Origin of the sequence: Advenella alkanexedens (genome assembly GCF_019132845.1) — a bacterium.
Classification (GTDB): domain Bacteria; phylum Pseudomonadota; class Gammaproteobacteria; order Burkholderiales; family Burkholderiaceae_B; genus Advenella; species Advenella alkanexedens.
In genome coordinates, this window is sequence record NZ_JAHSPR010000002.1 from 111,465 (window position 1) to 137,836 (window position 26,372).

23 protein-coding genes are annotated in these 26,372 nt (G+C 48.9%); 21 read left to right on the top strand and 2 right to left on the bottom strand.

Translation table 11 applies throughout. The features are described 5' to 3' along the window. Positions 1–6: 6 nt before the first annotated feature. Positions 7–531, bottom strand: a complete 525-nt coding sequence (locus KU392_RS02995; RefSeq protein WP_169293421.1) for a carboxymuconolactone decarboxylase family protein — start codon at positions 529–531, stop codon at positions 7–9. Between the two features lie 82 nt (positions 532–613). After that, the gene (locus KU392_RS03000) at positions 614–1,933 is read right to left on the bottom strand and encodes an aspartate aminotransferase family protein (RefSeq protein ID WP_169293422.1); all 1,320 of its coding nucleotides are present in this window, start codon (positions 1,931–1,933) and stop codon (positions 614–616) included. 229 nt (positions 1,934–2,162) lie between these two features. Here KU392_RS03000 and waaC point away from each other — a divergent pair, with 229 nt between their 5' ends. The 21 genes from waaC (at position 2,163) to KU392_RS03105 (ending at position 26,369) form a co-directional block, all read left to right on the top strand. Then, positions 2,163–3,116 carry a lipopolysaccharide heptosyltransferase I gene (waaC, locus tag KU392_RS03005; RefSeq protein ID WP_169293423.1) on the top strand — a complete coding sequence of 318 codons (954 nt, stop codon included), beginning with the start codon at positions 2,163–2,165 and terminating at the stop codon, positions 3,114–3,116. Positions 3,117–3,118: 2 nt separating this feature from the next. Beyond that, entirely contained in the window at positions 3,119–4,480 is a 1,362-nt protein-coding gene (locus KU392_RS03010; protein WP_169293424.1) for a 3-deoxy-D-manno-octulosonic acid transferase, read from the top strand. A gap of 22 nt (positions 4,481–4,502) precedes the next feature. After that, the gene (locus tag KU392_RS03015; RefSeq protein ID WP_169293425.1) at positions 4,503–5,366 is read left to right on the top strand and encodes a biotin--[acetyl-CoA-carboxylase] ligase; all 864 of its coding nucleotides are present in this window, start codon (positions 4,503–4,505) and stop codon (positions 5,364–5,366) included. A 9-nt stretch (positions 5,367–5,375) separates the two neighbouring features. After that, a complete protein-coding gene (locus tag KU392_RS03020; RefSeq protein WP_169293426.1) occupies positions 5,376–6,182 on the top strand; it encodes a type III pantothenate kinase in 807 nt (268 codons plus the stop codon). 2 nt (positions 6,183–6,184) lie between these two features. After that, on the top strand, positions 6,185–6,349 hold the full coding sequence (locus KU392_RS03025; protein ID WP_169293427.1) for a hypothetical protein: 165 nt from the start codon (positions 6,185–6,187) through the stop codon (positions 6,347–6,349). 5 nt (positions 6,350–6,354) lie between these two features. After that, positions 6,355–7,005: an alpha/beta hydrolase gene (locus KU392_RS03030; protein WP_169293428.1), complete on the top strand. Its 651-nt coding sequence runs from the start codon at positions 6,355–6,357 to the stop codon at positions 7,003–7,005. A 110-nt stretch (positions 7,006–7,115) separates the two neighbouring features. Further along, positions 7,116–8,405, top strand: a complete 1,290-nt coding sequence (locus KU392_RS03035) for a D-alanyl-D-alanine carboxypeptidase family protein (protein ID WP_169293429.1) — start codon at positions 7,116–7,118, stop codon at positions 8,403–8,405. A 295-nt stretch (positions 8,406–8,700) separates the two neighbouring features. Beyond that, positions 8,701–9,567 (top strand): D-amino acid aminotransferase, encoded by an 867-nt coding sequence (locus tag KU392_RS03040; protein WP_217734524.1) that lies wholly within the window; start codon positions 8,701–8,703, stop codon positions 9,565–9,567. Beyond that, the gene (locus tag KU392_RS03045) at positions 9,567–9,842 is read left to right on the top strand and encodes a DUF493 family protein (RefSeq protein ID WP_169293647.1); all 276 of its coding nucleotides are present in this window, start codon (positions 9,567–9,569) and stop codon (positions 9,840–9,842) included. The genes KU392_RS03040 and KU392_RS03045 overlap by 1 nt, the downstream gene beginning before the upstream one ends. 4 nt (positions 9,843–9,846) lie before the next feature. Further along, positions 9,847–10,470: a lipoyl(octanoyl) transferase LipB gene (gene lipB / locus KU392_RS03050; protein ID WP_169293431.1), complete on the top strand. Its 624-nt coding sequence runs from the start codon at positions 9,847–9,849 to the stop codon at positions 10,468–10,470. A gap of 483 nt (positions 10,471–10,953) precedes the next feature. Next, a complete protein-coding gene (locus KU392_RS03055) occupies positions 10,954–12,570 on the top strand; it encodes a Fic family protein (protein ID WP_217734525.1) in 1,617 nt (538 codons plus the stop codon). Between the two features lie 227 nt (positions 12,571–12,797). Next, a complete protein-coding gene (locus tag KU392_RS03060; RefSeq protein ID WP_217734526.1) occupies positions 12,798–14,087 on the top strand; it encodes an O-antigen ligase family protein in 1,290 nt (429 codons plus the stop codon). 127 nt (positions 14,088–14,214) lie between these two features. Then, complete coding sequence (gene lipA / locus KU392_RS03065; RefSeq protein ID WP_217734527.1) at positions 14,215–15,195, top strand: lipoyl synthase; 981 nt, start codon at positions 14,215–14,217, stop codon at positions 15,193–15,195. A gap of 324 nt (positions 15,196–15,519) precedes the next feature. Beyond that, positions 15,520–16,947, top strand: coding sequence for a mannose-1-phosphate guanylyltransferase/mannose-6-phosphate isomerase (locus tag KU392_RS03070; protein ID WP_217734528.1), 1,428 nt, complete (start codon positions 15,520–15,522; stop codon positions 16,945–16,947). A gap of 57 nt (positions 16,948–17,004) precedes the next feature. Further along, positions 17,005–18,039 carry a GDP-mannose 4,6-dehydratase gene (gene gmd, locus KU392_RS03075; protein ID WP_217734529.1) on the top strand — a complete coding sequence of 345 codons (1,035 nt, stop codon included), beginning with the start codon at positions 17,005–17,007 and terminating at the stop codon, positions 18,037–18,039. A 7-nt stretch (positions 18,040–18,046) separates the two neighbouring features. Next, positions 18,047–18,967, top strand: a complete 921-nt coding sequence (locus KU392_RS03080; protein ID WP_217734530.1) for an NAD-dependent epimerase/dehydratase family protein — start codon at positions 18,047–18,049, stop codon at positions 18,965–18,967. A 10-nt stretch (positions 18,968–18,977) separates the two neighbouring features. Continuing rightward, positions 18,978–20,126, top strand: coding sequence for a glycosyltransferase family 4 protein (locus KU392_RS03085; protein ID WP_217734531.1), 1,149 nt, complete (start codon positions 18,978–18,980; stop codon positions 20,124–20,126). 30 nt (positions 20,127–20,156) lie between these two features. Continuing rightward, positions 20,157–20,942, top strand: a complete 786-nt coding sequence (locus KU392_RS03090; protein WP_200236067.1) for an ABC transporter permease — start codon at positions 20,157–20,159, stop codon at positions 20,940–20,942. Beyond that, positions 20,942–22,162, top strand: coding sequence for an ABC transporter ATP-binding protein (locus tag KU392_RS03095; RefSeq protein WP_217734532.1), 1,221 nt, complete (start codon positions 20,942–20,944; stop codon positions 22,160–22,162). Before KU392_RS03090 ends, KU392_RS03095 begins: the two co-directional genes overlap by 1 nt. Continuing rightward, the gene (locus KU392_RS03100) at positions 22,162–23,385 is read left to right on the top strand and encodes an FkbM family methyltransferase (protein WP_217734533.1); all 1,224 of its coding nucleotides are present in this window, start codon (positions 22,162–22,164) and stop codon (positions 23,383–23,385) included. The genes KU392_RS03095 and KU392_RS03100 overlap by 1 nt, the downstream gene beginning before the upstream one ends. After that, complete coding sequence (locus tag KU392_RS03105; protein ID WP_217734534.1) at positions 23,385–26,369, top strand: glycosyltransferase; 2,985 nt, start codon at positions 23,385–23,387, stop codon at positions 26,367–26,369. Before KU392_RS03100 ends, KU392_RS03105 begins: the two co-directional genes overlap by 1 nt. The last annotated feature ends 3 nt before the right edge of the window (positions 26,370–26,372 follow it).

The following is a 26,372-nucleotide window of genomic DNA, read 5'->3' on the forward strand; positions in this document are numbered from 1 at the left end:
ACCCGCTTACCGTTGGTCGTCCTGGTGGATATCCAGCGCTTCCAGAAAACGTGACACCATATTGTAGGCACCGATGGTGGCGGTCAGTTCCACCAGCTTCTGATTGTCATAATGCTTGCGGACGGCCTCAAAAATTTCTTTGGGAACCTGAATCTGCCGGGTCATTGAATCGGTGTAGGCCAGCACGGCGCGGGTTTGCTCATCAAATAAATCGCTGTTTTCCCAGTCGTCCAGGGCATCAAGCTGGGCTTGGGTGACGCCTTCTTTCAGGGCAATGGGAGCATGTTGGTCGGCTTCGTAGGGAGCGCCATTCAAGACCGCCACCCGCATAATAATCAATTCACGGATATCACCGGGCAGAGTGCTTTTTTGACGTACCGCGGTCAGGTAATCCAACCAGCCCTGGGCAATGGCGGGGCTGTGCAACAGCATTTGGTATAAATGAATAACGCTGCCACGTTCGGCCACAATCTGGTCGACCAGGGGCTTGGTTTGTGGGGTGGTTAAATCGGCATAAGGTAAACGTGCCATTAAATGGTCTCTCCTGTTGTTTTGTGCATTTAATATATGTGGTTGCTCCCGTGGTAAAAACGGGAGCTGCGGTTAATTCATCTTATAAAACCTGCGATACCGTATCGTTGAGCCGACTCACAATATCGCTAATGTCTGCTTCGGTGCAAATAAAGGGGGGGGCCAGCAAAATGTGATCGCCCAGGCGTCCGTCGATGGTGCCGCCCATGGGGTAGACCAGCAGGCCGTTTTCCTTGGCCTGTGCCTTGATTCGGGCATGGGTTTTAAGCGCCGGATCCAGGGGCTTTTTGCTTTCCCGGTCTTGCACCAGTTCGATTCCCACAAACAGTCCGCGTCCACGAATGTCGCCAATATGCCCGTTACCGGAAAATGCCTGGCGTAGTTCATTGCGCAGTTGTTCGCCACGCTGCAGCACATTGGCCAGCAGGTTTTGATCCTGTATGGTTTTTTGAACCGCCAGCGAAGCGGCACAGGCGGTGGCGTGACCAATATAAGTATGGCCATGCTGGAAAAAACCGCTGCCATTGACAATCACATCGTAAATTTTATCCGAGCACAGGGTTGCGCCAATCGGTTGGTAACCGGCCCCCAGGCCTTTGGCAATGGTAATAATGTCGGGTACCACACCGTCTTCTTCGCAGGCAAACAGGTGGCCGGTGCGGCCCATACCCGACATGACCTCATCAAGAATGAGCAAAACACCGTATTTATCGCAAACCGCGCGGATTTTCTGAAGGTAGGTTTTTACCGGTGGCACGGCACCGGCTGTCGCGCCCACCACGGTTTCGGCCACAAAGGCGGCCACGGTGGACGGCCCGAGCTCAAGAATTTTGTCTTCCAGCTCATGGGCCAGGCGGGAGGCATATTGTTCTTCGGACTCGTTGGGAAGCTGGTCACGGTAGGCATAGCAGGGAGACACGTGATGCGCCTCTATGAGCAGGGGTAAAAAAGGCTGGCGTCGCCAGGCGTTGCCACCAATTGCCAGGGCGCCCAGTGTATTGCCGTGATAGCTTTGGCGGCGGGCAATAAAATGTCTGCGTTCGGTTTGGTCAATTTCCACAAAATACTGGCGTGCCAGCTTCAGGGCTGCTTCCACCGCTTCTGAGCCACCTGATACAAAATACACATGGTTAAGATTGCCTGGGGCCTTGTTTTGCAGAAAATCGGCCAGATCCTCGGCCACTTGCGTGGTAAAGAATGAAGTATGTGCATAGGCAATGGTGTCAAGCTGCTGCTTGATGGCCTCAATCACGGCCGGATGTCCGTGCCCCAGGCATGAAACCGCTGCGCCGCCACAGGCATCGATATAACTCTTTCCGTCCGAATCAAAAAGACGGATACCTTTACCGCCCACGGCTGTTTTCAGGGACACTTTGGGGTTACGGTGGAAAACATGGGTCATTTTTCCGGGCTCCGGGTAAATCCCTGTATATAGGTGACAGGGAAGATAAAAATAAGCAAATACGGGCGGTATGGCCTGAATTTGCCGGTTCGGTGTAACGCGGTATAGATGTTCGACTATTCTATACCTTAAGTGAAAATTTCAAAACTCCAAATATTAAAGTAAAATGCAGGCATCATGTATGGCCATAATCGGCAAAGGTGTTCCGTTTACTTTGACCAAAAATAATATGACAACAAAAATTCTTATTGTTCGCTCTTCCTCGCTGGGCGATCTGGTGCACATGCTGCCGGCCATTTCGGATATTGCCAAACATGTTCCTGATGCGCAAATAGACTGGGTTGCTGAAGAGGCTTTTGCTGAAATTCCCGCCTGGCATCCTGCTGTGCATGAGGTTATCAAGGTGGCTCACCGTCGCTGGCGTAAAACCTGGTGGTCGGCGCCTACCCGGAAGGAAAGGGCCGAGCTCAAGCGTAAACTTAAAAGTACCCGATACGATGTTGTGCTGGATATGCAGGCCCTCATGAAATCCGCCTGGATTGTTCGTCAGGCCAAGGGGGTCAAGCATGGGCTGGACTGGAAATCTGCCCGGGAGTCCATGGCTTCCCTGTTTTATGATGTCAGGCATACCGTGGCTTTCTGGCAGCCTGCGGTTACCCGTCAACGTATGCTGGCAGCGGCGACTTTCAATTACCAGTACGACGGCGAGCCCGATTTTGGCCTGCAAAAATTTACCGATGGCGTTGCCATCCAGGATTACGTCGTCATCATGCCCTCGGCCAGTCGTGAAGACAAGCTGTGGCCCGAGGCTGACTGGCATGCCGTATTCCGTGAATTGAATGCTGCCGGGCTAAGCCTGAAGCTGCTGGCCGGCAATGAAAAAGAAACCGAACGCGCCCGGGCGCTGGTACGTGACTTTCCCGATGCCGGGATTTTGCCCCGTATGTCCCTGACCGATGTGGCCCGTGTCATTGCACCTGCCCGCATGATGATTGGGCTTGATAGCGGTCTGACGCATTTGTCCGCCGCGCTGGGTCGTCCTACAATTGGCATTTACAGCGCTTCCACCCCGGTCAGAACACCGCTGGTAGGCGCTGCCTTTACGGCCAGTCTGGGTGACCGGGGCATTCCACCCACACGGGAAATGGTGTTATCCAAACTGAAACAGGCACTGGCAAGCTAACCATGAACCGATTCTTTTATACTAATACGCTGCGTCTGATTGCACCCATTGCATTATGGCTGCTAGAGCGTCGTGCCCGCAAGGCGGGCGGGAAATGGGACATTCGCGGTGATGAGCGTTTTGGCCGTTACCCTCATTCGGCACCTGCCGGTTCCAGCATTGCCCATGGTGATGATGAAGGCTATGCCGAAACCATTTTCACGTTCAGGCGCCCGGTGTGGGTGCATGCCGTCAGTCTTGGTGAAACCCGGGCTGCGCATCCCCTGATTCAGGCTTTGTTGGACCAGGGCTTTCCGGTTTTGTTAACCCATATGACAGCCACTGGCAGGGCGCAAGGTGCCCGTATGTTTGCCGATGCGATTGGTCAGGGTATGTTGTGCCAGGCTTGGGTGCCCTATGATTTCCCCGAGGCAGTCAGGGGGTTTCTGGAGCACTGGAAGCCCCGTTGCGGCATTTTGATTGAACGTGAAATCTGGCCCAATATGGTGGCCGAGGCCAATCGCCAGAAAATGCCGCTGATTGTGGCCAGTGCCCGGTTTTCCGAATCGGCCTACAAACAGGCCCATTGGCTGGGCAGCGTCATGCGTAATGCCCTGGCTGGACTGGATTTGGTGCTTACCCAAAGCCGTGTCGACTCTGCCCGGCTTGATGATCTGGGCGTCAAGCGCCTGCAAGTGGTTGGCAATCTGAAATTTGACCTTAATATTTCTTATAGCCAGGTACATGCAGGTCAAGTGGTACGCCAGGTTATCAACCGTCAGGTGGTGGCCATTGCCAGTACCCGGGACGGTGAAGAAGAGGGTTTTCTCAAGGTCATCAAGGCATTGGTTAAAAATCAAGAGCAACAGTCCCGGCAGGAAGCAGCGTCATCCTTGCCCCTGTTCATGATTATTCCCCGTCATCCACAACGGTTCCGGGAAGTGGAAACACTGATTCAGCAAAGTGGCCTTACGTACCGTTGCCGCTCGCAAAACCCCATCAATGATGATCTGAAAACCATCGATATTCTCTTGTGTGACAGTGTTGGGGACATGTTCTTTTATTACGCCATGTCCGATCTGGCGATTGTGGCAGGCAGTTTTGGCGAGTATGGTGGTCAGAACCATATTGAGCCCTGTGCCGTGGGAGTACCGGTCATTGTTGGCCCGCATACGGAAAATTTCCAGCAATCGGTGGAAGACGCCTTGTCGGAAGGGGCTGCCCGGCGTACCCAGAACGAAGAAGGGGCCATTAAACTGGCTCTTAAAATCCTGGGTAATGAAGAACAGCGGCTTGGCATGAGCAAAGCGGCCAAGCAGTGGTTATCATTGCATGAGGGGGCCACCGATCGTATCATGAGTGCCCTGAAACCTTATCTTCGTTAGTGTATTACCAGAGTTATCCATAATGACCCTATTGCCCAGTGCAGGCATGCTGCAGAAAACCCTGTTTTCCGCCTTGCCTGACTTTTCTTCTATTGCCTGGGTTGAACAAATTGATTCAACCAACACTTTTCTGATGCAGGAAGCGCGCAACCTGCAGAGCCAGTGGGGGCGCCCGGCCCTGATTGGAGCCCATCACCAGCAAAAAGGTAAGGGACGTAGCGGGCGCAAATGGGTGGATAATGCGGGCGCCACCCTGATGTTTTCCTGTGCGTATGATGTTTTCCTGCCGCCGGCGCAACTGCCCATGCTGGCACCGGTAGCCGGTATTGTGGCCTGTGAACAGTTGCGCAAGATGGTGGGCTCTGCCGCACAGGACCGTTTAAGCATGAAGTGGCCCAACGATATCCAGTTTGATGAGGGCAAACTCTCGGGTCTGCTGGTTGAATCGGTCAAGCCGGGAAATGGCCGGGTGAATGACCGTCATCATGTGGTGGTGGTGGGTATGGGAATGAACCTTTCCCAGGCTGAAGCGCTTAGCCAGGACCTGGGTCGCAAAGTGGCCGACTGGACTTCGGTTTTGATGAGCCTGAACCGGCAGGATGAACAGGCTGAGCACATTGCCCTGCTGGTTGCCCGTATTGCCCGTGCCTGGTCCGAGGCTTTTTCCCTTTACGAACAGGAAGGTTTCGCGCCGTTCCGGCAACGCCATGAAAGCCTGGATGCCCTTAAAACATGTGAGGTTAATGTGCTGTCTGGTGATAAAATTGTACTCACAGGCACTGCCAGGGGTTTAAATGACCAGGCATGCCTGGTGGTTGAAAACGGGCAGGGCCTGCATCTTGTCACCAACGGTGATATCAGCATTCGTGCCCGTACCCATACCTAGGAGCGCGCCATGCTCATGCTACTGATCGACTCGGGCAATACCCGGGTAAAAGTCACTTACCTTATCAACCAATTCCGGCAAACCGAAGACCTTCTGGTGCTGGAGCACGACCATATAGACAAACTGCACGACTGGTGCAATACCTTGCCCGAAGTTCCTGTAAGGGCCATTGGCGTTAACGTGGCCGGTGAAGTCATTGCACACAAAATCCAGCAGGCCCTGCCTGCTTCCTGTCCGCTTCAATGGCTGGCCGCGCAGGCGCAAACCCTGCACCTGAAAAACAGTTACCAACATCCCGAACAGCTGGGCGCCGACCGCTGGATGGGGCTCTTGGGGCTTTCCGAACATCGGCAACATCCCGAATTGCCTGCCATGCTGGTGAGCTTTGGTACGGCCACCACCGTTGACAGCATTGATGCCGACAACCTCTTCATGGGGGGGCTGATCTTTCCTGGTGTTATGCTCATGCGTGCCAGTTTGCATAAAGGGACCGCCAATCTGCCTGCCATCGACCTGCGTAAAAGTGAGGTACCCCCGGCTTTTCCGCATAATACCGAACAGGCGATCTTAAGTGGCATTATTGCCGCCCAGGCTGGAGCCATTGTGCGGCAATGGAAAGCCGTACTGGATAAAACCGCTCAGCCTCCCACCATTTTCGTGACCGGTGGTGCCCGGCATGGGGTATTGCCAGAGCTGCACCGTTTGCTTAACGACATCGCGCAGGTAAAGGGATTTGATACAATCACTTTGCAGGAAATTGAATCTCCCGTGCTGGATGGCTTGCGTATCTATGCACGGGCCGAATGGAATCATTAATTATGCGAACCTTGTTTTTTGTTATTTGGCTGGCCAATGGCCTGGTGTATGCACACGGGCAGGGCTGGGTGGGTAAACCGCCCAGTGAAATAAATCCGGGCGGGGCCGTCAAGCCACCCGTGGAATTCAAGTCGCATGCACTTAAAACAGGGCCTTTGGGCCAGTAATAGCAATGGCAATCAAAACAGAAAAAATCATCTTGAACGGGATGGCCGGCAATATGGATTGCGCCATCGACTGGCCCGATACCCCCATCAGGGGCTGGGCCCTGGTGTTGCATCCGCATCCGCTGCATGAAGGTACGCGGGATAATAAAATTGTCACGACGGTGGCCCGGACATGTGCCCAGAACGGTCTGGTTGCCGTGCGTCCCAACTTCAGGGGCGTGGGTCTGTCTGAAGGTGAGTTCGATAAGGCTCATGGTGAAACCCGTGACATGCAAATGCTCATTGAACAAATTGAACGGCTTTATCCCGAAGTGGGCCATAAAAAATGGGTGCTGGCCGGTTTTTCATTTGGTACGGCGGTGGCAGCCCAGCTGTATGCCGAACAAAAAGAGGCTCAGCATCAATTGCCCGATGCCATGATGCTGCTGGGGCCAGCCGTATGGCGGTTTCAATATCGTGATATTGAACTACCTGCCGATTTGCTGGTCGTACATGGTGAAAAAGATGAGGTTGTGCCTTTGCAGGAAGTTTTCGACTGGATCAGGCCTTATCAGATCCCGGTAACGGTGATTCCCGAGGCGACCCATTTTTTTCATGGGTTCCTGATTCAATTGAAAAGATTGATACAAATTAAGCTGGACCAAATCCTGAAATAAGCCAGTGCTGGCGTGGGTTTACCGGCAACAGGGCTTATAATAAACCGCAATGGCATGGTTTTTCATGCCATTGCCTTATCTTACAACTCTAACCGGATACTGTTTTTTTTATGTCTTCCCGTCGTTTATTACTTGGTCTGATCGTTGTGGCACTCGCTGGAGGTGCCTATTATTTTTATGATAAAAATAAAACACCTGCCCAGGCAGAAACCACGGTAAACGGTTCAGTTGTTACCTCGGTACTTAATAATCCCGCACCTGCTGCTACCCAGGCCCCTGAAGCCCGCTCAAGCATTACTGTTACCAACGCCCAAACGCCGGTTGTCAGTGACTTTGCCAGTGTTGCTCCACCTAACCCGCCTATTAAGGCCTGGATGGTTTTTGATGTAAACAGCAACCAGATTATTGGTAATGTCGAACCCGACCTGCGAATTGCACCGGCCTCACTGACCAAACTCATGACGGCCAGCCTGGTGTTTTCCGCCTTGGACGACAAACGCATCAGCCTTGACCAAATGGTGACCGTTTCTGAAAAGGCCTGGAAAACCGGTGGTTCGCGCATGTTTATTGAGGTGAATAAACAGGTATCGGTGGGTGATTTGCTGCAAGGCATGATTGTGCAGTCTGGCAATGATGCCACCATTCAGCTGGCCGAAGTGGTGGCTGGCAGCGAAAGTGTTTTTGTGGGGCAAATGAACCAGGAAGCCAAAGCCTTTGGCATGAACAACACCAGTTTTGGTGATCCTACCGGCCTGCCTTCGCCAGACACCTACACCACCGTGCGTGATCTGTCGGTGCTGGCTCAACATATTATTAAAGATCACCCCAGCTATTATCATTATTTCAGTCAACCTGAATTTACCTTCAATAAAATCAGGCAACCTAACCGTAATGGTTTGCTGTATCGCAATATCGGGGTGGATGGTCTGAAAACCGGTCACACCGATGACGCGGGTTACTGCCTGATTTCCACGGCTCTGCGCGATGGTCGCCGTATTATCACGATTGTAGTGGGGGCTGATTCGGTGCGTGCCCGCGAACAGATCAGTCAAACCCTGCTTGACTGGGGGTTCCAGAACTTCAGCGACAAAACCGTTGCCGAAGCCGGCAAACCTCTGGTGCAGCCACGGGTCTGGGAAGGTGAAACCAAGCAGGTTAACCTGGGTTCGCTGAATCCGGTTATCGTTACGGTACCCCGTGGCCAGGAAAATGCCGTCCAGGTCGTTACCCAATACAACGGCAAACTGGTGGCTCCGCTGGCCAAAGGTCAAACCGTGGGTACGGTACAGTTTGTGCTCGATGGCAAAATCCTTAAACAGGAACCCCTGGTGGTTACCGAAGCGGTTGCCCAAGCCGGTTTCGTGGGTCGCATGTGGGACAAGCTGCTGGGCATGTTCTAGGATTGCTGGTATGCATTCCCACGCAGGAGCGTGGGAACCAGTGCGATGCGGGGGACGGGTCTGCATTCCCACGCAGGAGCGTGGGAACGAGACGGATAATTCCCCGCCTGCGGAGGGGTGGCGCATAGCGCCGGGGTGGTTCTGTCCGGTTCCCAAGCTCCCGCGTTGGAACGGGCACGATACTTTTGGTTCCCATGCTCCTGCGTGGGAACGAGAGTTTTCAACACAATTTTTATTTTCAGGCCGCCTTGAAAAACTTCAGTCCGGCCTTATTTACTCGGCATAGAGGTTTACGGTGATACAAGGCATTAGCAGTGACAGCCTGGTTTATCTGAATGGCGAATACCTGCCACTCAGCCAGGCAAAAATTTCGGTTCTGGACAGGGGTTTTATTTTTGGTGATGGCATTTATGAAGTGGTACCGGCCTACAACCGCAAACCATTCCGCCTGAACGAACACGTGGCCCGTCTGGAGCGCAGTCTTAAGGCCATCAAGCTGGAAACCGGCAAAACCACCCAAGACTGGATTCAGCTCATGACCGACATGGTTAACAAAGCCGAAACTGATAATACCTTTGTGTACCTGCAAGTCACCCGTGGCGTGGCCAAGCGCGATCATGCTTACCCAAACCCGCCGGTAGCACCCACCATTTTCTTGATGAGTTCTCCGTTTGTGCGGCCTTCCGAAGAGTTGCGCACCAAGGGTTTCAGGGTGGTAAGCATGCCCGACGAACGCTGGTATCACTGCGACATTAAAAGTGTTTCCCTGCTGGGCAACATTCTGGCCAAAGAATATGCCCATGCCAAAGGCGTAGACGACGTCATCCAGTTTCGTGACGGCTTCATGACCGAGGCCTCTTCGGCCAACATCTGGGTGGTTAAAGACGGTACGCTGCTGGCGCCGCTTAAGAACAACCTGATTCTGGAAGGCATTCGCTACGGCCTAATGGAAAAACTGGCGGCCCAATGTGGCATCCCGTTTGTGGCACAAAACATTAGCGAAGAACAGGTCGCCCAGGCCGACGAATTGCTGTTTACCTCGGCCACCAAAGAAGTGCTGCCGATTCTTGAATACAATGGCCAGCCGGTGGGCCAGGGTGTTGCCGGCCCCATCTACCAAAAACTGCGTGCCGCTTACGATTTGGAAATTGAACAATTATGATGAAAGAAATTCCCCCCGAAGAATCCTTAATTGAATACCCCTGTGATTTTCCGATTAAGGTTATGGGCGTTAACCACCCCGAGCTGGCCCAAATGCTGGTTGAACTGGTATTGCAGCACGACCCCGGCTTTGATGCCGCTACCGTGGAAATGCGTGCCAGCAAAGGCGGCAACTACATAGGCTTAACCTTTACCGTGCGTGCCATTTCCCGCGAACAGCTGGACAACATCTATCGTTCCCTGCATGGTCACGAGCTGGTGAAGGTTGTGCTGTAAGCTTATGGCGCAGCTGAAACGGCTTGAAGGCCTGGCCGACTACGAAAGTACCTGGCAGGCCATGAAAACCTTCACGGAAAACCGCCAGCCAGACACGGAAAACCAGATCTGGCAGGTGGAGCACCCGCCAGTGTACACCCTTGGGCAGGCCGGCAAACCGGAACACGTCCTTAACCCGGGCAAGATACCGGTTGTGCGATGCAACCGGGGCGGCCAGGTGACCTACCATGGCCCCGGGCAGGTGGTGATTTACCCCTTAATCAACCTGCATCGCGCCAACATGTTCGTTAAAGAATACGTTACCGCGCTGGAAGACGCCATTATTCATACCCTGAATGACTATGGCATTACCCAGGCCTGCCGCAAAGACGGTGCACCCGGGGTGTATGTACCCATGGAAAACGGTGAATTGGCCAAAATTGCCGCCCTGGGTGTGAAAGTCAGCCGTGGCTGCACCTACCATGGCCTGGCCATTAATGTTGACATGGATTTAAGCCCGTTTGACGGCATCAACCCTTGCGGTTACGCCGAATTAAAAACCATTGATATGAAAACCGTTGGCGCGAAAGCCAGCTGGCAGGAAGTGGCAGACAAGGTAAGCGGGTATCTGATGGAAGTGTTTGCGTAAGTAAGTTTAGCGATGCATTCCCACGCGGAGCATGGGAACGAGGATGGTGTGTTTCTGGTTCCCATGCTCCTGCGTGGGATCCGATACGATGCGTGGGGCTGGTTTGCATGCCCACGCAGAGCGTGGAAATGAGAGCTGATCGAGTATCGTGAACGTCTACATAATCAAATTTGAGCAAAAATCCTGTTTTGTAATTGATTTTATGTATGTATAATTGAAAAAATGCATTTTCAAAACAATATAATCGGTTTTGTGCATGCCCGCATTCCCACGCAGGAGCGTGGGAACGAGCAGTCGGTTACCCGCATTCCCCACGGGAGCATGGGAACGAGCAGTCGGTTACCCGCATTCCCTACGGGAGCATGGGAACGAGCAACGAGCGATAGGAAACCTGGTTCCCATGCTCCTGCGTGGGAACCGCTACGATGCGTGGGGATGCATATTCTTTGTGCGCACAACCGCTGAACCCAACAGGAGTTATTAATGAATACGCTTCCCGCTGACCCCATTGGCGCGGCATGGTTGGCCAAAACGTATCAAATCACTCCGGTAGGGAGTTTGCCAGTACAAAGCCAGATCGGTGGCCGACGGGTTACGCAAATTATAGATGGTGACCGGCTGGAAACCTATCCGGAAACCATGCGGCCTACTTCAGAGCCTGCAGCCCATTTGCAATTTCATTTGCGTCACGAAATTCCTCATCTGGAATTTTTATCCCGTTTGTTTGCCAAAACTGGGGGTGATTTTATCCAGACCTGGGTTAATGCCGAACCCACAGGACAATATGCGCGCCGGGCGGCTTTTTTATATGAATGGATCAGCAATGCTACGTTACAGCTACCAGAACGCTTGGGTGGCAACTATGTTGATGCCATCGACAGCAGTAAACTGGTGGCCTCTTCAAAAGACCAAGTCATAAAATCATCGCGTTGGCGTGTTAATGATAACTTGCCGGGAACGCGCTACTTCTGTCCGATGATTGTCAAAACCGATGCTGTCATGCTGGCCATGAAGCTGGATGTGCCGCATTTATTCCAGAACCTGGCTGCTGAATTTGGTGAAGACCTGTTAAGACGTGCCGCCATCTGGATGACATTGCGGGAAAGCAAAGCCAGTTTTGCCATAGAAAGGGAGGCGGACCGCACCAATCGCATTGAACGGTTTGCCGATGTCATGGCGCGCTGGACCGGGCAGGGTGATTTACCTTTAAGCAACGAGGCACTTGCACAATTACAGGGTGAAATCCTGGGCGATCGCACCACGGTTACGCATTTTGGTGTGCGTCAGTCTCCGGTATTTGTGGGGGAAACTTTCCAGTACCAGGATGTGGTTCACTATGTGGCACCACCAGCGGCAGAGGTGCCGCCCATGCTGGAAGGCCTGCACGTTTTTCTGGAGCGTACCCAAGGGCAGTCACCGGTCATGCGTTGTGCGGTAACGGCTTTTGGCTTTGTGTATATCCACCCATTGGCGGATGGCAATGGCCGCATACACCGCTTTCTGGTTAATGACCTGCTGCGTCGTGACGGGGCTGTGCCAGACCCTGTTATTTTGCCTGTGTCAGCGGTTATTACAGACGATGCCGCAGAACGTCGGGCTTATGACATGATACTGGATGAGGTTTCCAAACCCTTGATGCGAACGCTAAGTGATGATGTTTCGTTTAGCGTTACCGATATCACTTACCCGGATGGCGTAACATCCAATTTTGAATTCAGCGGTGTCGAAAAAGCCCGTCATGTATGGCGTTACCTTGACCTTGGGCCGCATGTGATGTATTTGTCCAATATTATCAGGCGGACGTTAACTGAACAGATGCGTGAGCAATCCCGTTATTTACGCAATCATGCACGGGCACGCCAGGCACTTAAAGAAATAATTGAAATGCCCGACCAGCAGGCCGACCGCGTGCTGCGTTCCATTGAGCAAAACCAGGGTGCATTAAGCAACGTATTGGCCAAACAGATGCCAATATTGCAGGCACCGGGTATATGGGACGAGATTGTTGAAGCGGTAGCACGAGCTTTTCAAGAGGATTTGCTGGTTGACCAGCACGTCGTTAATAGGTATCACCCATCGCGGCCGGCTGGTGGAGAGTAAACTTTTCCTGGACCTTCAGCGTTAATAGGCATTGGTTCCCACGCAGGAGCATGGGAACCAGGAAACGTAATTAGCGGTGCGTTCCCACGCGGGAGCATGGGAACCAGGAAGGTCATTCCTCGTTCCTCGTTCCCATGCTCCCGCGTGGGAATGCATACATTCTACAAAAACATACTACAATTGCATACAAATTTAATTGCAATCCCAAACAGGACCCACCTCACCCCATGAAGACAAAATATCAAACCCATTTAGACAGTACGGTTGTACTGACAAGCGCATTGATGTTTTTGTTTGTGGTCAGTCACCAGGGCTTGCCCAGTGGGGTGTTTTATCTGCTGTGCATGTTATCTTTGGTGGTATGGGGTGCCAACCGTAAAAACAGTCAAAACGATTCCACGGTTTATTCAAACCAATACAAAATCCTGTTTATCCTGTGTTCGGTCAATCTGCTGGCTGTGCTGGTATCCAAAATAGCACATCATCATCTTTCCGGTTCTGAAATAGAAAAAGCCGCGCGGTTTTCTGTAGGGCTGCCCTTGTTGATGCTGGGCATGAAATACATTCCGGTAGAAAAATTGAAGCATTGCCTGTGGGGTGTTTATGCTGCGGTACTGTATGCGTTTGCTTATGTTGTTTATCTGGCTTGGCCAGATTTTGTCAGGCCAGATACGTCTGATGTTTATAATGCAGTGGGCTATGGTGTAATTACCCTGTTGTTAAGCAGTATTACCTTATACTCTATTGGGGTGCCATTAACCAGTAAACCCCGTTTGGAAAAAAACGCCAAAATCCTCATAGGCCTGCTTGGCATGGCTGGCTTCATGGTAACGCAAACCCGAACCGGCTTGCTGGTTTTGCCAGTGTATTTGTTGTTGGGCATTTTGTTAGCCTGGAAAGATAAATCCCGGGTGAAAATCGTGATTGGCTATCTGGTTAGTATTACCATTATCTTTGCCTTATTGTTTACCATTCCAATGGTACAAAATCGGGTGGAAGAAGCTAAAAATGAATTTTTGCAATGTATTCATGTTAATCCTATTGCCGACGAGTCTATCTGTATTCGTTTGCAATTGTGGAACACAGCCATTGATATATGGCAGCGCAACCCCTTAATCGGAACGGGTAGCAATGCGCAATTCAGTAAAGAATTGCAAAACCATAGTGTTCCAAAAGGCATGGCTTCGCAAACCACTGCCAATGATTTTGGAGAGCCGCATAATGATTATTTGCAGGCCTTAAGCAGTTTTGGCCCATTGGGCGTATTAGGTCTGTTGTTTTTATATTTTGCCCCTGCATGGATATTTGTAAGGCGCCTGCTTCAATCCAATCAAGTGCTTATTCGCAGCTTTGCCGCCATGGGGGCCGCCGTTTGCCTGGGCTTTGCGATGTACAGCATGACCGAGCTCATGTTCCGCGGTATGCGCACGCTTTCTTTCTATACCTTCATGGTGGCGGTATTCTTGCTGCTTTCTGCCGCCCGGAAAGACAGTCAAGTGTCCGGCAAACAGGCTTAAAGCTGACAAGTTAAACGCGTAAGGACTCAAGGGTTTTCAAGTATTGCGGATTGAATAACGTTAAAATGAACAATTCTGCCCGGTAAAACCGGGCATGCGCCAGATAAACTGCAAGGTAAGACATATCATGAGTACCGATTCAGCCGTAACACCCGCTTCAAAAAACGCCAATTACGACGCCACCAAAAAACAAAAATCATTTGAAAAAACGTCGCGTATTCCTATCAAGATCATTCCTGCCGAGCGTTTGAAAAAACCCGACTGGATTCGTGTAAAGGCCGCCGCACCCAACTCGCAATTTAACGACATCAAGCGTATTCTGCGCGAAAACGATATGTTTACCGTGTGTGAAGAAGCTTCCTGCCCGAACATAGGTGAATGCTTTGGCAAGGGCACGGCCACCTTCATGATTATGGGTGATAAATGTACCCGCCGCTGCCCCTTTTGTGATGTGGGTCATGGCCGCCCAGATCCGCTGGATGTTAACGAACCGGCCAACCTGGCCAAATCCATTGCGCAAATGCGCCTGAAATACGTGGTGATTACATCGGTCGACCGTGATGACCTGCTGGACGGTGGCGCTGGCCATTTTGTTGAATGCATTAACGAAGTGCGCGAACGTTCGCCCCTAACCACCATTGAAGTCCTGGTACCCGATTTTCGTGGTCGGCTGGAAAAAGCTTTGGACATTTTTGCCCAAGGCGTACCTGATGTCATGAACCACAACCTGGAAACCGTACCCCGTTTATACAAGCAGTCTCGCCCGGGGGCCGATTACATGCATTCGTTAAAACTGCTGAAAGACTTCAAGGCCCGCCACCCGGATGTACCCACCAAATCAGGCTTAATGGTTGGCCTGGGTGAAACCGATGAGGAAATTCTACAGGTTATGCGTGACATGCGTGAGCATGATATTGAAATGCTGACTATTGGCCAGTACTTGCAGCCTTCCGAGCATCACTTGCCTGTGACGCGTTATGTGCACCCCGACACCTTTAAAATGTTTGAGGAAGAGGCGTATAAAATGGGCTTTACCCATGCTGCAGTGGGCGCGATGGTAAGGTCTTCTTACCATGCGGATCAGCAGGCGCATGCGGCTGGGGTGTAAACAGTTTTGGTGATTTAAAAATATAAAATGCTCTGCTAAAAAGCAGGGCATTTTTGTTAAAACACGTTTTCCAATTAATAGGTCTGTTTGAAAAGGATCAGTATTAGTGTAAAGTCAGTTATATATATTTACGCTAATTGACATTATTGAAAGTCAATCTGATTTATTGTTATCAATTTAGTATATATTTGCGCATTTATTAAATACGGTTTGAATGTATGGGAAATATGTTGGGAATATATAAAAACTAGGTAATTGGAATGAGTCGGTTACATTATGGTAAAGTTTGATGTTTCGGTCTCTTGAAAATATGGAAATAGTGTAATGAGCTCTAAATTAATACCGACAGTCTTATGTGGTGGTGCTGGTTCACGACTTTGGCCTGTTTCCCGAGAAGGGCATCCCAAGCCCTTTATTCGTTTGGCCGATAATCAAAGTTTGCTGCAAAAATCTTTTCTTCGAGGATTTTCAATAAACGGTGTCAACGATATTCTTACCGTAACCAATCGGGAACTGTTTTTTCAGACCGAAGATGAATTGGCAGAGTTGAAGCTCAAGAATATTCGCAGTAACTATATCCTTGAGCCATTTGGTCGTAATACTGCCGCAGCCATTGTAAGTGCTGCCATGTACGTGAAACAGGAATTTGGGGATGAGGCTATTTTGCTGGTTTTGGCTGCCGATCATCTTATTTCAGATCAAGATGCGTTTCGGGCTGCCGTAGACAAAGCGGTCAAACTGGCCGAAAGTGGTCGTTTGGTGACTTTTGGAATTAAGCCAACTCATCCTGAAACCGGGTACGGTTATATAGAGGCGAACGGCTCTGATGTTGTCCGATTCGTTGAGAAGCCAGAGGCGCAAGTGGCTCAGGAATACATGGACTCCGGCCGTTTTTATTGGAATTCCGGTATGTTCTGTTTCCGTGTGGATGCCATTTTGCGAGAACTTGAAACTCATTGTCCGGATGTTGTGTCGTCAGTCCAGGTTTGTTTGGGGGCTTCCAAGGAGCTTTCAGGAGAAAAGCAAAAACAGCTTAGCCTTGATGCGGATACATTCCGTCTTGTACCGGATATTTCCATTGACTATGCAGTGATGGAAAAATCAAATGTAGTATCTGTAGTGCCTTGTGATATTGGCTGGAGCGATATTGGTTCCTGGGCGGCCTTAAGTGCGGTGGGTGAGTCCGATGAAAATGGTAATCGGGTTGAAGCTGAAGCTTTGCTGGAAAATGTAAAAAACTGCTATATCAAAAGTGAAGAACGTTTTGTGGGTGCCATTGGACTGGAAAACCTGGTTATTGTGGATACACCTGATGCGCTGCTGGTCGCCAATAAGCAGTACAGCCAGGATGTGAAGAAAATATATACGACATTAAAAAAGAATGATAATGAGCTTTATAAATGGCATCGTACCGTTTACCGTCCATGGGGCAGCTATACTGTTCTGGAAAACAGTGACCGTTTCAAAATCAAGCGTCTGGAAGTTAAACCGGGTGGCCGCCTGAGTTTGCAAATGCACCATCATCGTAGTGAACACTGGATTGTGGTGAGCGGAATGGCAAAGGTCGTCAATGGTGAGCAAGAGCTGCTGGTGAATACCAATGAATCTACGTACATTCCTGCCGGGCACAGGCATCGTCTGGAAAACCCTGGTGTGATAAACCTGGTTTTAATTGAAGTTCAAAGCGGAGAATATCTCGGAGAAGATGACATTGTTCGCTTTCAGGATGTATATGGTCGTGTTGAACAATGATATTTTTACAATCACCTGTTAGTTGTAAAATCAAATTTATAAGGGATATTTAATAAAATGAAAAAGGCTATTATTACGGGTGTTACAGGTCAGGATGGCGCTTATTTGAGTCAAATTCTGCTTGAAAAAGGTTATACCGTATATGGTACTTATCGTCGAACCAGTTCTGTTAATTTCTGGCGTATAGAAGAGCTGGGTATCCAGAATCATCCAAATTTTCATTTGGTGGAATACGACCTGACAGATTTGGGTGCCAGTATTTCTCTGGTTCAGAAATATCAGCCAGACGAAATCTATAATCTTGCCGCACAAAGCTTTGTAGGTGTCAGTTTTGATCAACCCACAACGACAGCTCAAATCTCAGGATTGGGGGCCTTGAATCTTCTTGAGGCCATTCGTCTGATCAATACTAAAATCCGCTATTACCAGGCAAGTACGTCTGAGATGTTTGGTAAAGTACAGACCATTCCCCAGAATGAAAATACCCCGTTCTATCCGCGCAGTCCTTATGGCGTCTCCAAGCTGTTTGCGCATTGGATGACAGTTAACTATCGTGAAAGTTACGATATTTTTGGCAGTAGCGGCATTCTTTTCAATCATGAAAGTCCCTTGCGTGGGCGTGAATTCGTGACCCGGAAAATTACCGACAGCGTTGCTAAAATCAAGCTGGGCAAGCTGGATATCCTGGAATTGGGTAATCTGGATGCCAAGCGTGACTGGGGGTATGCCAAGGAATATGTTGAGGGCATGTGGCGTATTTTGCAGGCCGATCAACCAGATACATTTGTGTTGGCGACTAACCGAACCGAAACCGTTCGTGACTTTGTTCGTCTGGCGTTTAAGGCCGTTGATATCGACCTGGAGTTTTCAGGAAAAGATGAAAACGAAACTGCCGTTAATGTTGCTGATGGCAAAGTAGTGATGAAAGTAAATCCGCGATTCTATCGTCCGGCAGAGGTGGATCTGTTAATTGGTGATCCTTCCAAAGCCAAGGCTATATTGGGTTGGGAGCCAAAAACTTCACTTGAATCATTGTGTGAAATGATGGTCAAAGAGGATCTGCGCCGTAACCAGCAGGGTTTTTCATTCTGATCATGCCATGAAATCATATCAGCCGACTAAGGTTTTAGTAACAGGTGCTTCAGGGTTTACCGGGCAATATGTGGTTCGTGAGCTGAAATCCGCGGGATATCAGGTCATCGAGTTGGGCTCTAAAACCGTTTCCCGAGAGAATTATTATCAGGTTGATTTGCTTGATTATGAACAGTTAAGCAAAATAATTACAGATATTAAACCCGATTACGTCATACACCTGGCTGCTATTGCCTTTGTTGGGCATGGTGATGTCAGGGCTTTTTATGATGTCAATTTGGTAGGCACCCGGTATTTGCTTCAGGCACTTAGTGCTCCAGGGCAAAACGTAAAGTCCGTGTTACTGGCCAGTAGCGCCAATGTTTATGGTAATTCGTCCGCAGGTAGTTTGTCTGAACAGGCCCCTCCTGACCCGGTTAATGATTATGCAGTGAGCAAGCTGGCCATGGAGTTCATGGCCAGAACTTACCGCAAAAAGTTGCCAATTATCATCACTCGCCCATTTAACTATACGGGAATAGGGCAGGAGCCATACTTTGTCATTCCCAAAATTGTTTCGCATTTTCGTGAACGCAAAGCTGAACTTGAGTTGGGCAATACAGAGGTCTGGCGTGATTTTGGCGATGTGCGGGCGGTGGCAAAGGCGTACAGGCAATTGCTTGAAGTACCGGCCGCTATTGGTAAAACAATAAACGTCAGTACAGGGAAAGCCACTTCGCTGGGCGATATCATCCGTATTTGTGAGGCTATTACAGGTCACACTTTGACAGTCAAAGTTAACCCTGCTTTTATACGGGAAAATGAAGTTAAAACATTAACTGGAAACGCCCAGTTGTTGCACTCTTTGATTCCAGATTGGCAACCCACAGACATCAAGCACACCCTGGCCTGGATGCTGGCGGGTGATGCGGCATCATCACAAGAATAGTGAGCCTGTATTGAAAGTTCTTCATGTTTTTAAAACATACTATCCTGATACATATGGTGGCATTGAGGAAGTGATTTACCAACTGGCTACACATAGTGCACAGTATGGTATACAGGCCGAAGTATTTACGGTAAGTAAAAATGTATCGGTACCGGCTGATGATATGTATGACGGTCATCGCGTGCATCGGGTCAAGCAGGATTTTGAGTTTGCATCAACCACATTCTCTCTGTCCGCCTTTAGGCAATTCCGTAAAGTCGCCAGGGATTTTGACGTTATTCATTACCATTTCCCCTGGCCTGTCATGGACTTACTGCATTTTTCCGGGGGGCATGGAAAACCGTCTGTTGTGACCTATCATTCCGACATTATTAAACAGAAATTTCTGTTGCAACTTTATAAACCCGTTCAGCAGCGGTTTTTGAAAAGTGTGCAGGCCATTGTCGCGACCTCTCCCAATTATGCGAAAAGCAGTGCAGTGTTAAGGGAGTTTCCCAATAAGTTATCCACTATCCCTATAGGTATTGCACCTGTAGCACTTACTGATGAAATTTGGGAAAGAATAAGGCACTGGGAAAAAGTGCTTGCGGGACCATTTTTTCTGTTTATCGGTGCCTTGCGTTATTACAAGGGGCTGGATACCTTGGTAGAAGCGGCTGCCAAAGTTTCTTACCCAATAGTTATCGCTGGAGCCGGTTCAGAAGAGGTTCGCTTGAAAGAGGCTGTACAAAAGAAAGGGCTGTCAAATGTAATGTTTGTTGGACCGGTTTCTGAAAATGACAAATATGCCTTGTTATACTTGAGTTACTGTTTTGTTTTCCCATCTTTTACCCGTACCGAAGCCTACGGTATTGTATTGGTTGAGGCCTCTATGTATGGCAAGCCCATGATTACCTGTGAAATTGGTACGGGTACTACATATATCAATCAGGATAAAGAAACTGGCATAGTTGTACCGCCACAAGACCCTGATGCATTTGCAAGTGCCATGGAACAGTTGTGGAATGCACCAGAGTTGGCAAGGCAATATGGGCATCATGCGCAACAGCGTTATGAGCGCTATTATACGGCAGAGCGCATGATGCAACGTTATGCTGAACTATATAAAAATGTCTTGATGCAGGGTTTGCCGCGTTCTGAGATTCAAAATAGAGAATAACCTAAGGAATTAATTGTGGTCTTTACACAAATGATACACGCCGTATGGAACTACAGGGGTTTCATCAAGGGGAGCGTGAAACGGGAATTCCAGTCCAAATACAGGAATTCACTTTTAGGTGCGGCATGGATGGTATTGAATCCGCTGGCAATGATTATTGTCTATACCGTCATCTTTTCCCAGATTATGCGTGCCCGCTTGCCCGGCGTGGATTTTCCTTATGCATACAGTATTTATTTATGTGCAGGTGTCCTAACCTGGGGACTATTTTCTGAAATAGTCAGCCGTTCACAAAATGTATTTTTGGATAATGCGGGTTTATTGAAAAAGTTGAGTTTTCCGAGGTTATGCCTGCCGGTTATTGTGATTGTGAACGCTGTGCTTAACTTCACTATCGTGTTCACCCTTTTTACGGCTTTTCTTCTGATTACAGGACAATTTCCGGGAATTTATTTTTTGGGTGTATTTCCTGTTTTGATGCTGCTGGTGCTATTTGCCATTGGCTTGGGTATGACGGTTGGTGTCTTGAATGTTTTCTTTCGTGATGTGGGTCAGTTCTTTGGAATTGTTTTGCAGTTCTGGTTTTGGCTTACACCTATTGTGTATGTCGCCAATATCTTGCCACAGTGGGCGCAGAATTATTTGCAACTCAACCCGATGACGCCAATTGTGCAAGCTTTTCAAACAATCCTGGTTCATGCTCAATGGCCTGACTGGGGTTCGTTGTGGTTAGTGGGAGTTGAGGCGTTGATTTTGTGTTTTATGGGATTGAACTTATTCCGTAAACACGCCGGTGACATGGTGGACGAACTGTAATGGGAACAATCACAGTAAATAATCTTGGCAAGGCTTATAAACAATATAAAACGCGCTGGTCCAGATTGGCAGAATGGGTGCTGCCGGGAAAACGTAAATATCATGACCTGAAATGGGTGCTGCGAGACATTAGTTTTAATGTTGGGGCGGGTGAAGCGGTTGGGATAATCGGTATTAACGGTGCAGGTAAAAGTACATTGCTAAAGATGATTACCGGCACCACTCAACCTACTACGGGCAGTATTAATATTGCCGGGCGTGTGGCAGCTTTGCTGGAACTTGGCATTGGGTTTCATCCAGATTTTACCGGACGGCAAAATGTATATATGGCCGGGCAATTAATCGGGTATTCCGTAGAGGAAATTTCCAGTTTGATGCCGGCCATAGAGGCTTTTGCCGAGATTGGTGATTATATTGACATGCCGGTTCGGGTTTACAGCAGTGGCATGCAAATGCGTCTGGCATTCAGTGTTGCTACCGCGAAGCGACCTGATATCTTGATTATTGATGAGGCCTTGTCGGTGGGGGATGCCTACTTTCAGCACAAGAGTTTTGATCGGATTCGTGAATTTAATGGGCAGGGCACAACCTTGCTGATTGTCAGTCATGATAAAGCGGCCATTCAGAGTATTTGTGATAAAGCGATACTCTTAAACGCGGGACGAATGGCAATGGAAGGGAAGCCAGAGGCAGTGATGGATTATTACAATGCATTGCTTGCCGATAAAGAAGGTACTAAAGTTGAGCAAAAAATCCAGAAAAATGGAAAAATTCAGACCGTCTCAGGTACCGGGGAGGTTACCGTTACGGAAGTTCTGTTGCTAAACGAGGCGGGACAGGCTGTTGAAGCGATTGAAGTAGGCCAGAATGTTGTTTTGCAAGTGACGACGACCGTTCATAAGCCGGTTTCCAGGTTGGTGTTGGGTTATGGTATTAAAGATCGGCTGGGCCAGGTAATGTATGGAACAAACACGCATCATACCCAACAAATTCTGGAAAATCTTGAAGCGGATAAACAGTGTGTTTTTAATATCAAATTCCCGGCGAATCTGGGACCAGGTACTTATTCTGTTCAGATTGCCTTGACAGGTGGGGTGACTCATCTTGAGCTGAACTATGAGTGGCGTGATTTGGCACTGATATTTGATGTGGTAAATACGTCCCGAATACTTTTTGCAGGTTCTTCATGGATAGAGCCTAAAATTGAGGTGGTGATGTAATGGGAATCTTGTCTTACGCACAGAATTTTGAAGATGTCATGCTTTGGCGGGCATTGCGTCATATTGAAAACGGGTTTTACATTGATATTGGCGCCAATGACCCTGTTGTTGATTCTGTCAGTCTTGCTTTTTATGAGCATGGCTGGAGAGGGGTTCATGTTGAACCAACGCCGCAATATGCCGATAAATTACGCTCTTCAAGGCCTGATGAGCATGTAGAACAAGTTGCTATCGGCATGCAGTCCGAATCGATCATATTTTATGAAATTGAAGGTACGGGTTTATCAACGGTAAAACGTGAGGTTGCCGAGCAACATAGAAAAGATGGCTTTTCTGTTACAGAGACGAGGGTAGAAGTCATACCTTTAAGTGCGCTTCTTGAGCAGTATGATGAGCATGAAATTCATTGGCTTAAGATTGATGTCGAAGGACTGGAAAAGGAAGTCCTTGAAAGCTGGGCAGATGCACCGGCACGTCCATGGATTTTAGTCATTGAAAGTACAAGACCTTCTTCAGCAGAGGTTAATTTCCAGGACTGGGAGGACATAGTACTGAAGAAAGGCTATATATTTGCGTATTTTGATGGACTGAATCGTTTTTATGTGCATGAGAAGCATAAGGACTTGTTTGCGTATTTTGAAACACCTCCTAATGTCTTTGACCAAGCTATTTTGAGTGGGACAGCTTCCAATTTTTTATGTGAAAATGTGTTGGGAATGCGCAAGCAGATTGAATCGAGGGCCATTAAGGCAGAAGCAGCGGTCATTAAGGCAGAAGCAAGGGCCATTAAGGCAGAAGCAGCTGTCATTAAGGCAGAGGCAACGATCAAAGAATTGGAAAACAGGATGGTGGAGAAAGAGGCTTATACCCAGACTTTACTTGGGAGCACTTCCTGGAAAATAACAGCACCATTACGTTATACGGGTGAGCAGATAAAACGCTTTAAATCAAAAAGTATCCGGAACAGGATCAAGATTTTTGTGGGCAAAACGGCGCATTATATTCTCAGGCGACCCCGGCTCAAACGAATGGCACTTTACATCCTGAATCGTTTTCCGGGACTCAAGGCTCGAATATCCCGTTTAACGGCAGGCACCACCGGTATGATGCTTGTTCCGGCTCAATATGTACCCACAAAATTAATACAACTTACACCACGGGCACGTCATATTTATCGTGACCTTAAAATTGCCATGGAACAGAATAATAAGGGGAACGATTAATGCGCATTGTGATAGATATGCAAGGTGCTCAATCCACGGGATCGCGTCATCGTGGAATCGGGCGTTACACAATGGCATTGGTGCAAGAGATTGTACGTAATCGGGGGGATCACGAAGTTATTCTTGCCGTAAATGGCTATTTCTCTGATTCCATAGAGCCAATACGCACTGCTTTTGATAAGCTGTTGCCACTGGAAAATATTCAGGTCTGGAATACCGTCACGCCTACAGCCAAGGCTGAAACGGATAATGACTGGCGCCGACACGCCGGTGAACTTCTTCGGGAAGCTTTCCTGGCTGGTTTGAAGCCTGATGTGGTGCTGGTGTCCAGCCTGTTTGAAGGGCTGACGGATAATGCTGTAACCAGCATCGCTCAATTCACACGTGATTTTCCGACGGCTGTGATTTTGTATGACCTGATTCCGCTCATCCATCATGAAATCTATCTTGAGAATCCTGTCGTAAAAGCCTATTATTCTGAAAAAATTGAATTTTTGCGTCAGGCTGACCTCTGGTTGGCCATTTCAGAATCCTCACGGCAAGAGGGTATTTCCCATTTGGGCTTGTCACGGGATTGGTCTGTCAATATTTCAACAGATGCTGATGGACATTTCCGTAAAGTGCCTGTTTCTGCCGAAGCGGAAAGTGAATTGCGGAAAAAATATGGCTTGTATCATCCTTTTGTGATGTACACCGGGGGTATTGATCATCGCAAGAATATTGAAGGTTTAATTCGTTCTTATGCCAAACTACCCAAAAAATTGCGCTCATCGCAACAATTGGCCATTGTCTGCAGCATTCAGGCTGAAAACAGACGCAATCTTGAAGCCTTGGCCCGAAAATGCGGTCTTGAAGAAGATGAGCTGATTCTTACCGGGTTTGTCACCGAAGAAGACCTCGTCAGGCTTTATAACCTTTGTCATCTTTTTGTCTTTCCTTCATGGCATGAGGGATTCGGCTTGCCGGCTTTGGAAGCCATGCGTTGTGGTGCACCGGTTATTGGGGCCAATACGTCCAGCTTGCCAGAGGTCATTGGCTTGCCAGAAGCTTTATTTGATCCCCATTCAGATGATGATTTTGCCCGATTGATGGAGCGGGCCCTGAATGATGAGGATTTTCGCGCCCGACTTGTGAAGCATGGCAAGCATCAGGCAATGAAATTTTCATGGGCAGAGAGTGCTCGCCGTGCAATTGAGCAGATGGAGCGTCTTGTTGCCCATCAGAAAAGCCAGTCAACGAATAGCGTTCCAGACCGCCGCCTTAAACTGGCTTACATTTCACCTTTGCCCCCCGAGCGATCAGGTATTGCCGATTACAGTGCTGAACTGTTGCCAGAATTGGCCAGGCACTATGATATTGAGGTTGTGGTTGTGCAGGATAATGTTACGGATGAATGGATCAATGCCAATTGTCCAATACGTACGGTTCAATACTTTACAGACAACGCCAGCAGTTATGATCGGGTGTTGTATCAGTTTGGCAATTCGGCTTTTCATCAGCATATGTTTGAATTGCTCGGTACTCACCCGGGGGTTGTCGTTCTTCATGATTTTTATTTGTCGGGCATATCCCATTACATGGAAGCGCATGCCATTGAACCCGCTTTCTGGACAAAAGAGTTATACCATGCGCATGGTTATGCCGCATTTCATGACAGATATCATAGCAAGGATGAAGTGGATGTTATCTGGAAGTATCCGTGCAGCCTGAGTGTGGTGCAGAACAGTTTGGGTGTGATTGCCCATTCCCAGAACTCGTTGCGTTTGGCCAAGCGGTGGTATGGTGATAACGGTGATAACTGGGCAGTGATTCCTCATATGCGTGATCCTCATGTCAATAAAGACAGGGCATTGGCTCGTCAGGCATTGGGTTTGGGAGTGGATGACTTCGTTGTGTGTTCATTTGGTATGCTTGGCCCCACAAAATTAAATCACCGCCTGTTGGAAGCATGGCTGAATTCACGGTTGGGTGCAGACAAAAATTGTCATCTTGTCTTTGTCGGTGAGAATCATCCTGGCACTTATGGGGTAGAGTTGCTTGAGACCATTCGGAACCATCGTGCTGAAAAAAACATTCGTATCACGGGATGGGCAGATCTGGATCTTTTCCGAAATTATCTTGCTGCCGCTGATATGGGTGTTCAATTACGCACTTTGTCACGAGGGGAAACCTCAGGGACGGTTCTTGACTGTATGTGCCACAGTCTGGCAACGATCGTCAATGCCAATGGCAGTATGGCGGATTTGAACGAGCAGGCTGTCTGGATGTTGTCAGACGAATTTTCCGATGAACAGCTTATCACCGCATTGGAAACACTTTGGCAAGATGGCGATAAGCGGCAGTCCCTGGGGAAACGGGCAAGGGAAGTCATCCTTGAGGATCATGACCCCCGATATTGCGCGGGACAATACCAGGATGCCATTGAAAACTTTTATAAGTCGGCACAAAATGGCTTGCCAGGTCTCTTGCCTGCTATTGCAAAAAAATCAGCAACCGCTCAACCAGATACGGAATTAATCGCTCTTTCAAGCCATCTTGCGGATTGTTTTCCTTTACGGCCCCAAAAAAAGCAATTGTTGCTTGATGTGAGTGGACTGATTGGGAATCGTAAAAACACAGCGATACGAAATACGCTCAGGGAGTGGCTGATAAATCCTCCTGGTAACTACCGTATCGAGCCCGTTTATGCCTCAGGTGAAAATGAGTATCGGTATGCACGACATTTTTCGGCGGGCCTGATGGGTTGTCCCGAGCATTGTTTGCAGGACGAACCTATTGAGTTTGCCGTGGGTGATATATTTTTTGTTTTGGACGTACCACAATCTGTACAGACAATGCACAGTGACTTCTATCAGACACTGCGTGTGCGGGGAGTGATGATTCAATGTCTGGTTGATGATGCCAGTGGTATTCAACGGCTTCAGAATTTGGGGGGGGATGCCACTTTGTTCCTTGAAGAAATTCTTGGTGGTCGCGTTTTCTGACGG

What these genes read in the sequence shown, in the direction of transcription:
- KU392_RS02995 (WP_169293421.1), bottom strand. Translation starts at nt 531, where the DNA reads ATGGCACGTTTACCTTATGCCGATTTAACCACCCCACAAACCAAGCCC.
- KU392_RS03000 (WP_169293422.1), bottom strand. Translation starts at nt 1,933, where the DNA reads ATGACCCATGTTTTCCACCGTAACCCCAAAGTGTCCCTGAAAACAGCC.
- waaC (WP_169293423.1), top strand. Translation starts at nt 2,163, where the DNA reads ATGACAACAAAAATTCTTATTGTTCGCTCTTCCTCGCTGGGCGATCTG.
- KU392_RS03010 (WP_169293424.1), top strand. Translation starts at nt 3,119, where the DNA reads ATGAACCGATTCTTTTATACTAATACGCTGCGTCTGATTGCACCCATT.
- KU392_RS03015 (WP_169293425.1), top strand. Translation starts at nt 4,503, where the DNA reads ATGACCCTATTGCCCAGTGCAGGCATGCTGCAGAAAACCCTGTTTTCC.
- KU392_RS03020 (WP_169293426.1), top strand. Translation starts at nt 5,376, where the DNA reads ATGCTCATGCTACTGATCGACTCGGGCAATACCCGGGTAAAAGTCACT.
- KU392_RS03025 (WP_169293427.1), top strand. Translation starts at nt 6,185, where the DNA reads ATGCGAACCTTGTTTTTTGTTATTTGGCTGGCCAATGGCCTGGTGTAT.
- KU392_RS03030 (WP_169293428.1), top strand. Translation starts at nt 6,355, where the DNA reads ATGGCAATCAAAACAGAAAAAATCATCTTGAACGGGATGGCCGGCAAT.
- KU392_RS03035 (WP_169293429.1), top strand. Translation starts at nt 7,116, where the DNA reads ATGTCTTCCCGTCGTTTATTACTTGGTCTGATCGTTGTGGCACTCGCT.
- KU392_RS03045 (WP_169293647.1), top strand. Translation starts at nt 9,567, where the DNA reads ATGAAAGAAATTCCCCCCGAAGAATCCTTAATTGAATACCCCTGTGAT.
- lipB (WP_169293431.1), top strand. Translation starts at nt 9,847, where the DNA reads ATGGCGCAGCTGAAACGGCTTGAAGGCCTGGCCGACTACGAAAGTACC.
- KU392_RS03055 (WP_217734525.1), top strand. Translation starts at nt 10,954, where the DNA reads ATGAATACGCTTCCCGCTGACCCCATTGGCGCGGCATGGTTGGCCAAA.
- KU392_RS03060 (WP_217734526.1), top strand. Translation starts at nt 12,798, where the DNA reads ATGAAGACAAAATATCAAACCCATTTAGACAGTACGGTTGTACTGACA.
- lipA (WP_217734527.1), top strand. Translation starts at nt 14,215, where the DNA reads ATGAGTACCGATTCAGCCGTAACACCCGCTTCAAAAAACGCCAATTAC.
- KU392_RS03070 (WP_217734528.1), top strand. Translation starts at nt 15,520, where the DNA reads ATGAGCTCTAAATTAATACCGACAGTCTTATGTGGTGGTGCTGGTTCA.
- gmd (WP_217734529.1), top strand. Translation starts at nt 17,005, where the DNA reads ATGAAAAAGGCTATTATTACGGGTGTTACAGGTCAGGATGGCGCTTAT.
- KU392_RS03080 (WP_217734530.1), top strand. Translation starts at nt 18,047, where the DNA reads ATGAAATCATATCAGCCGACTAAGGTTTTAGTAACAGGTGCTTCAGGG.
- KU392_RS03090 (WP_200236067.1), top strand. Translation starts at nt 20,157, where the DNA reads ATGATACACGCCGTATGGAACTACAGGGGTTTCATCAAGGGGAGCGTG.
- KU392_RS03095 (WP_217734532.1), top strand. Translation starts at nt 20,942, where the DNA reads ATGGGAACAATCACAGTAAATAATCTTGGCAAGGCTTATAAACAATAT.
- KU392_RS03100 (WP_217734533.1), top strand. Translation starts at nt 22,162, where the DNA reads ATGGGAATCTTGTCTTACGCACAGAATTTTGAAGATGTCATGCTTTGG.
- KU392_RS03105 (WP_217734534.1), top strand. Translation starts at nt 23,385, where the DNA reads ATGCGCATTGTGATAGATATGCAAGGTGCTCAATCCACGGGATCGCGT.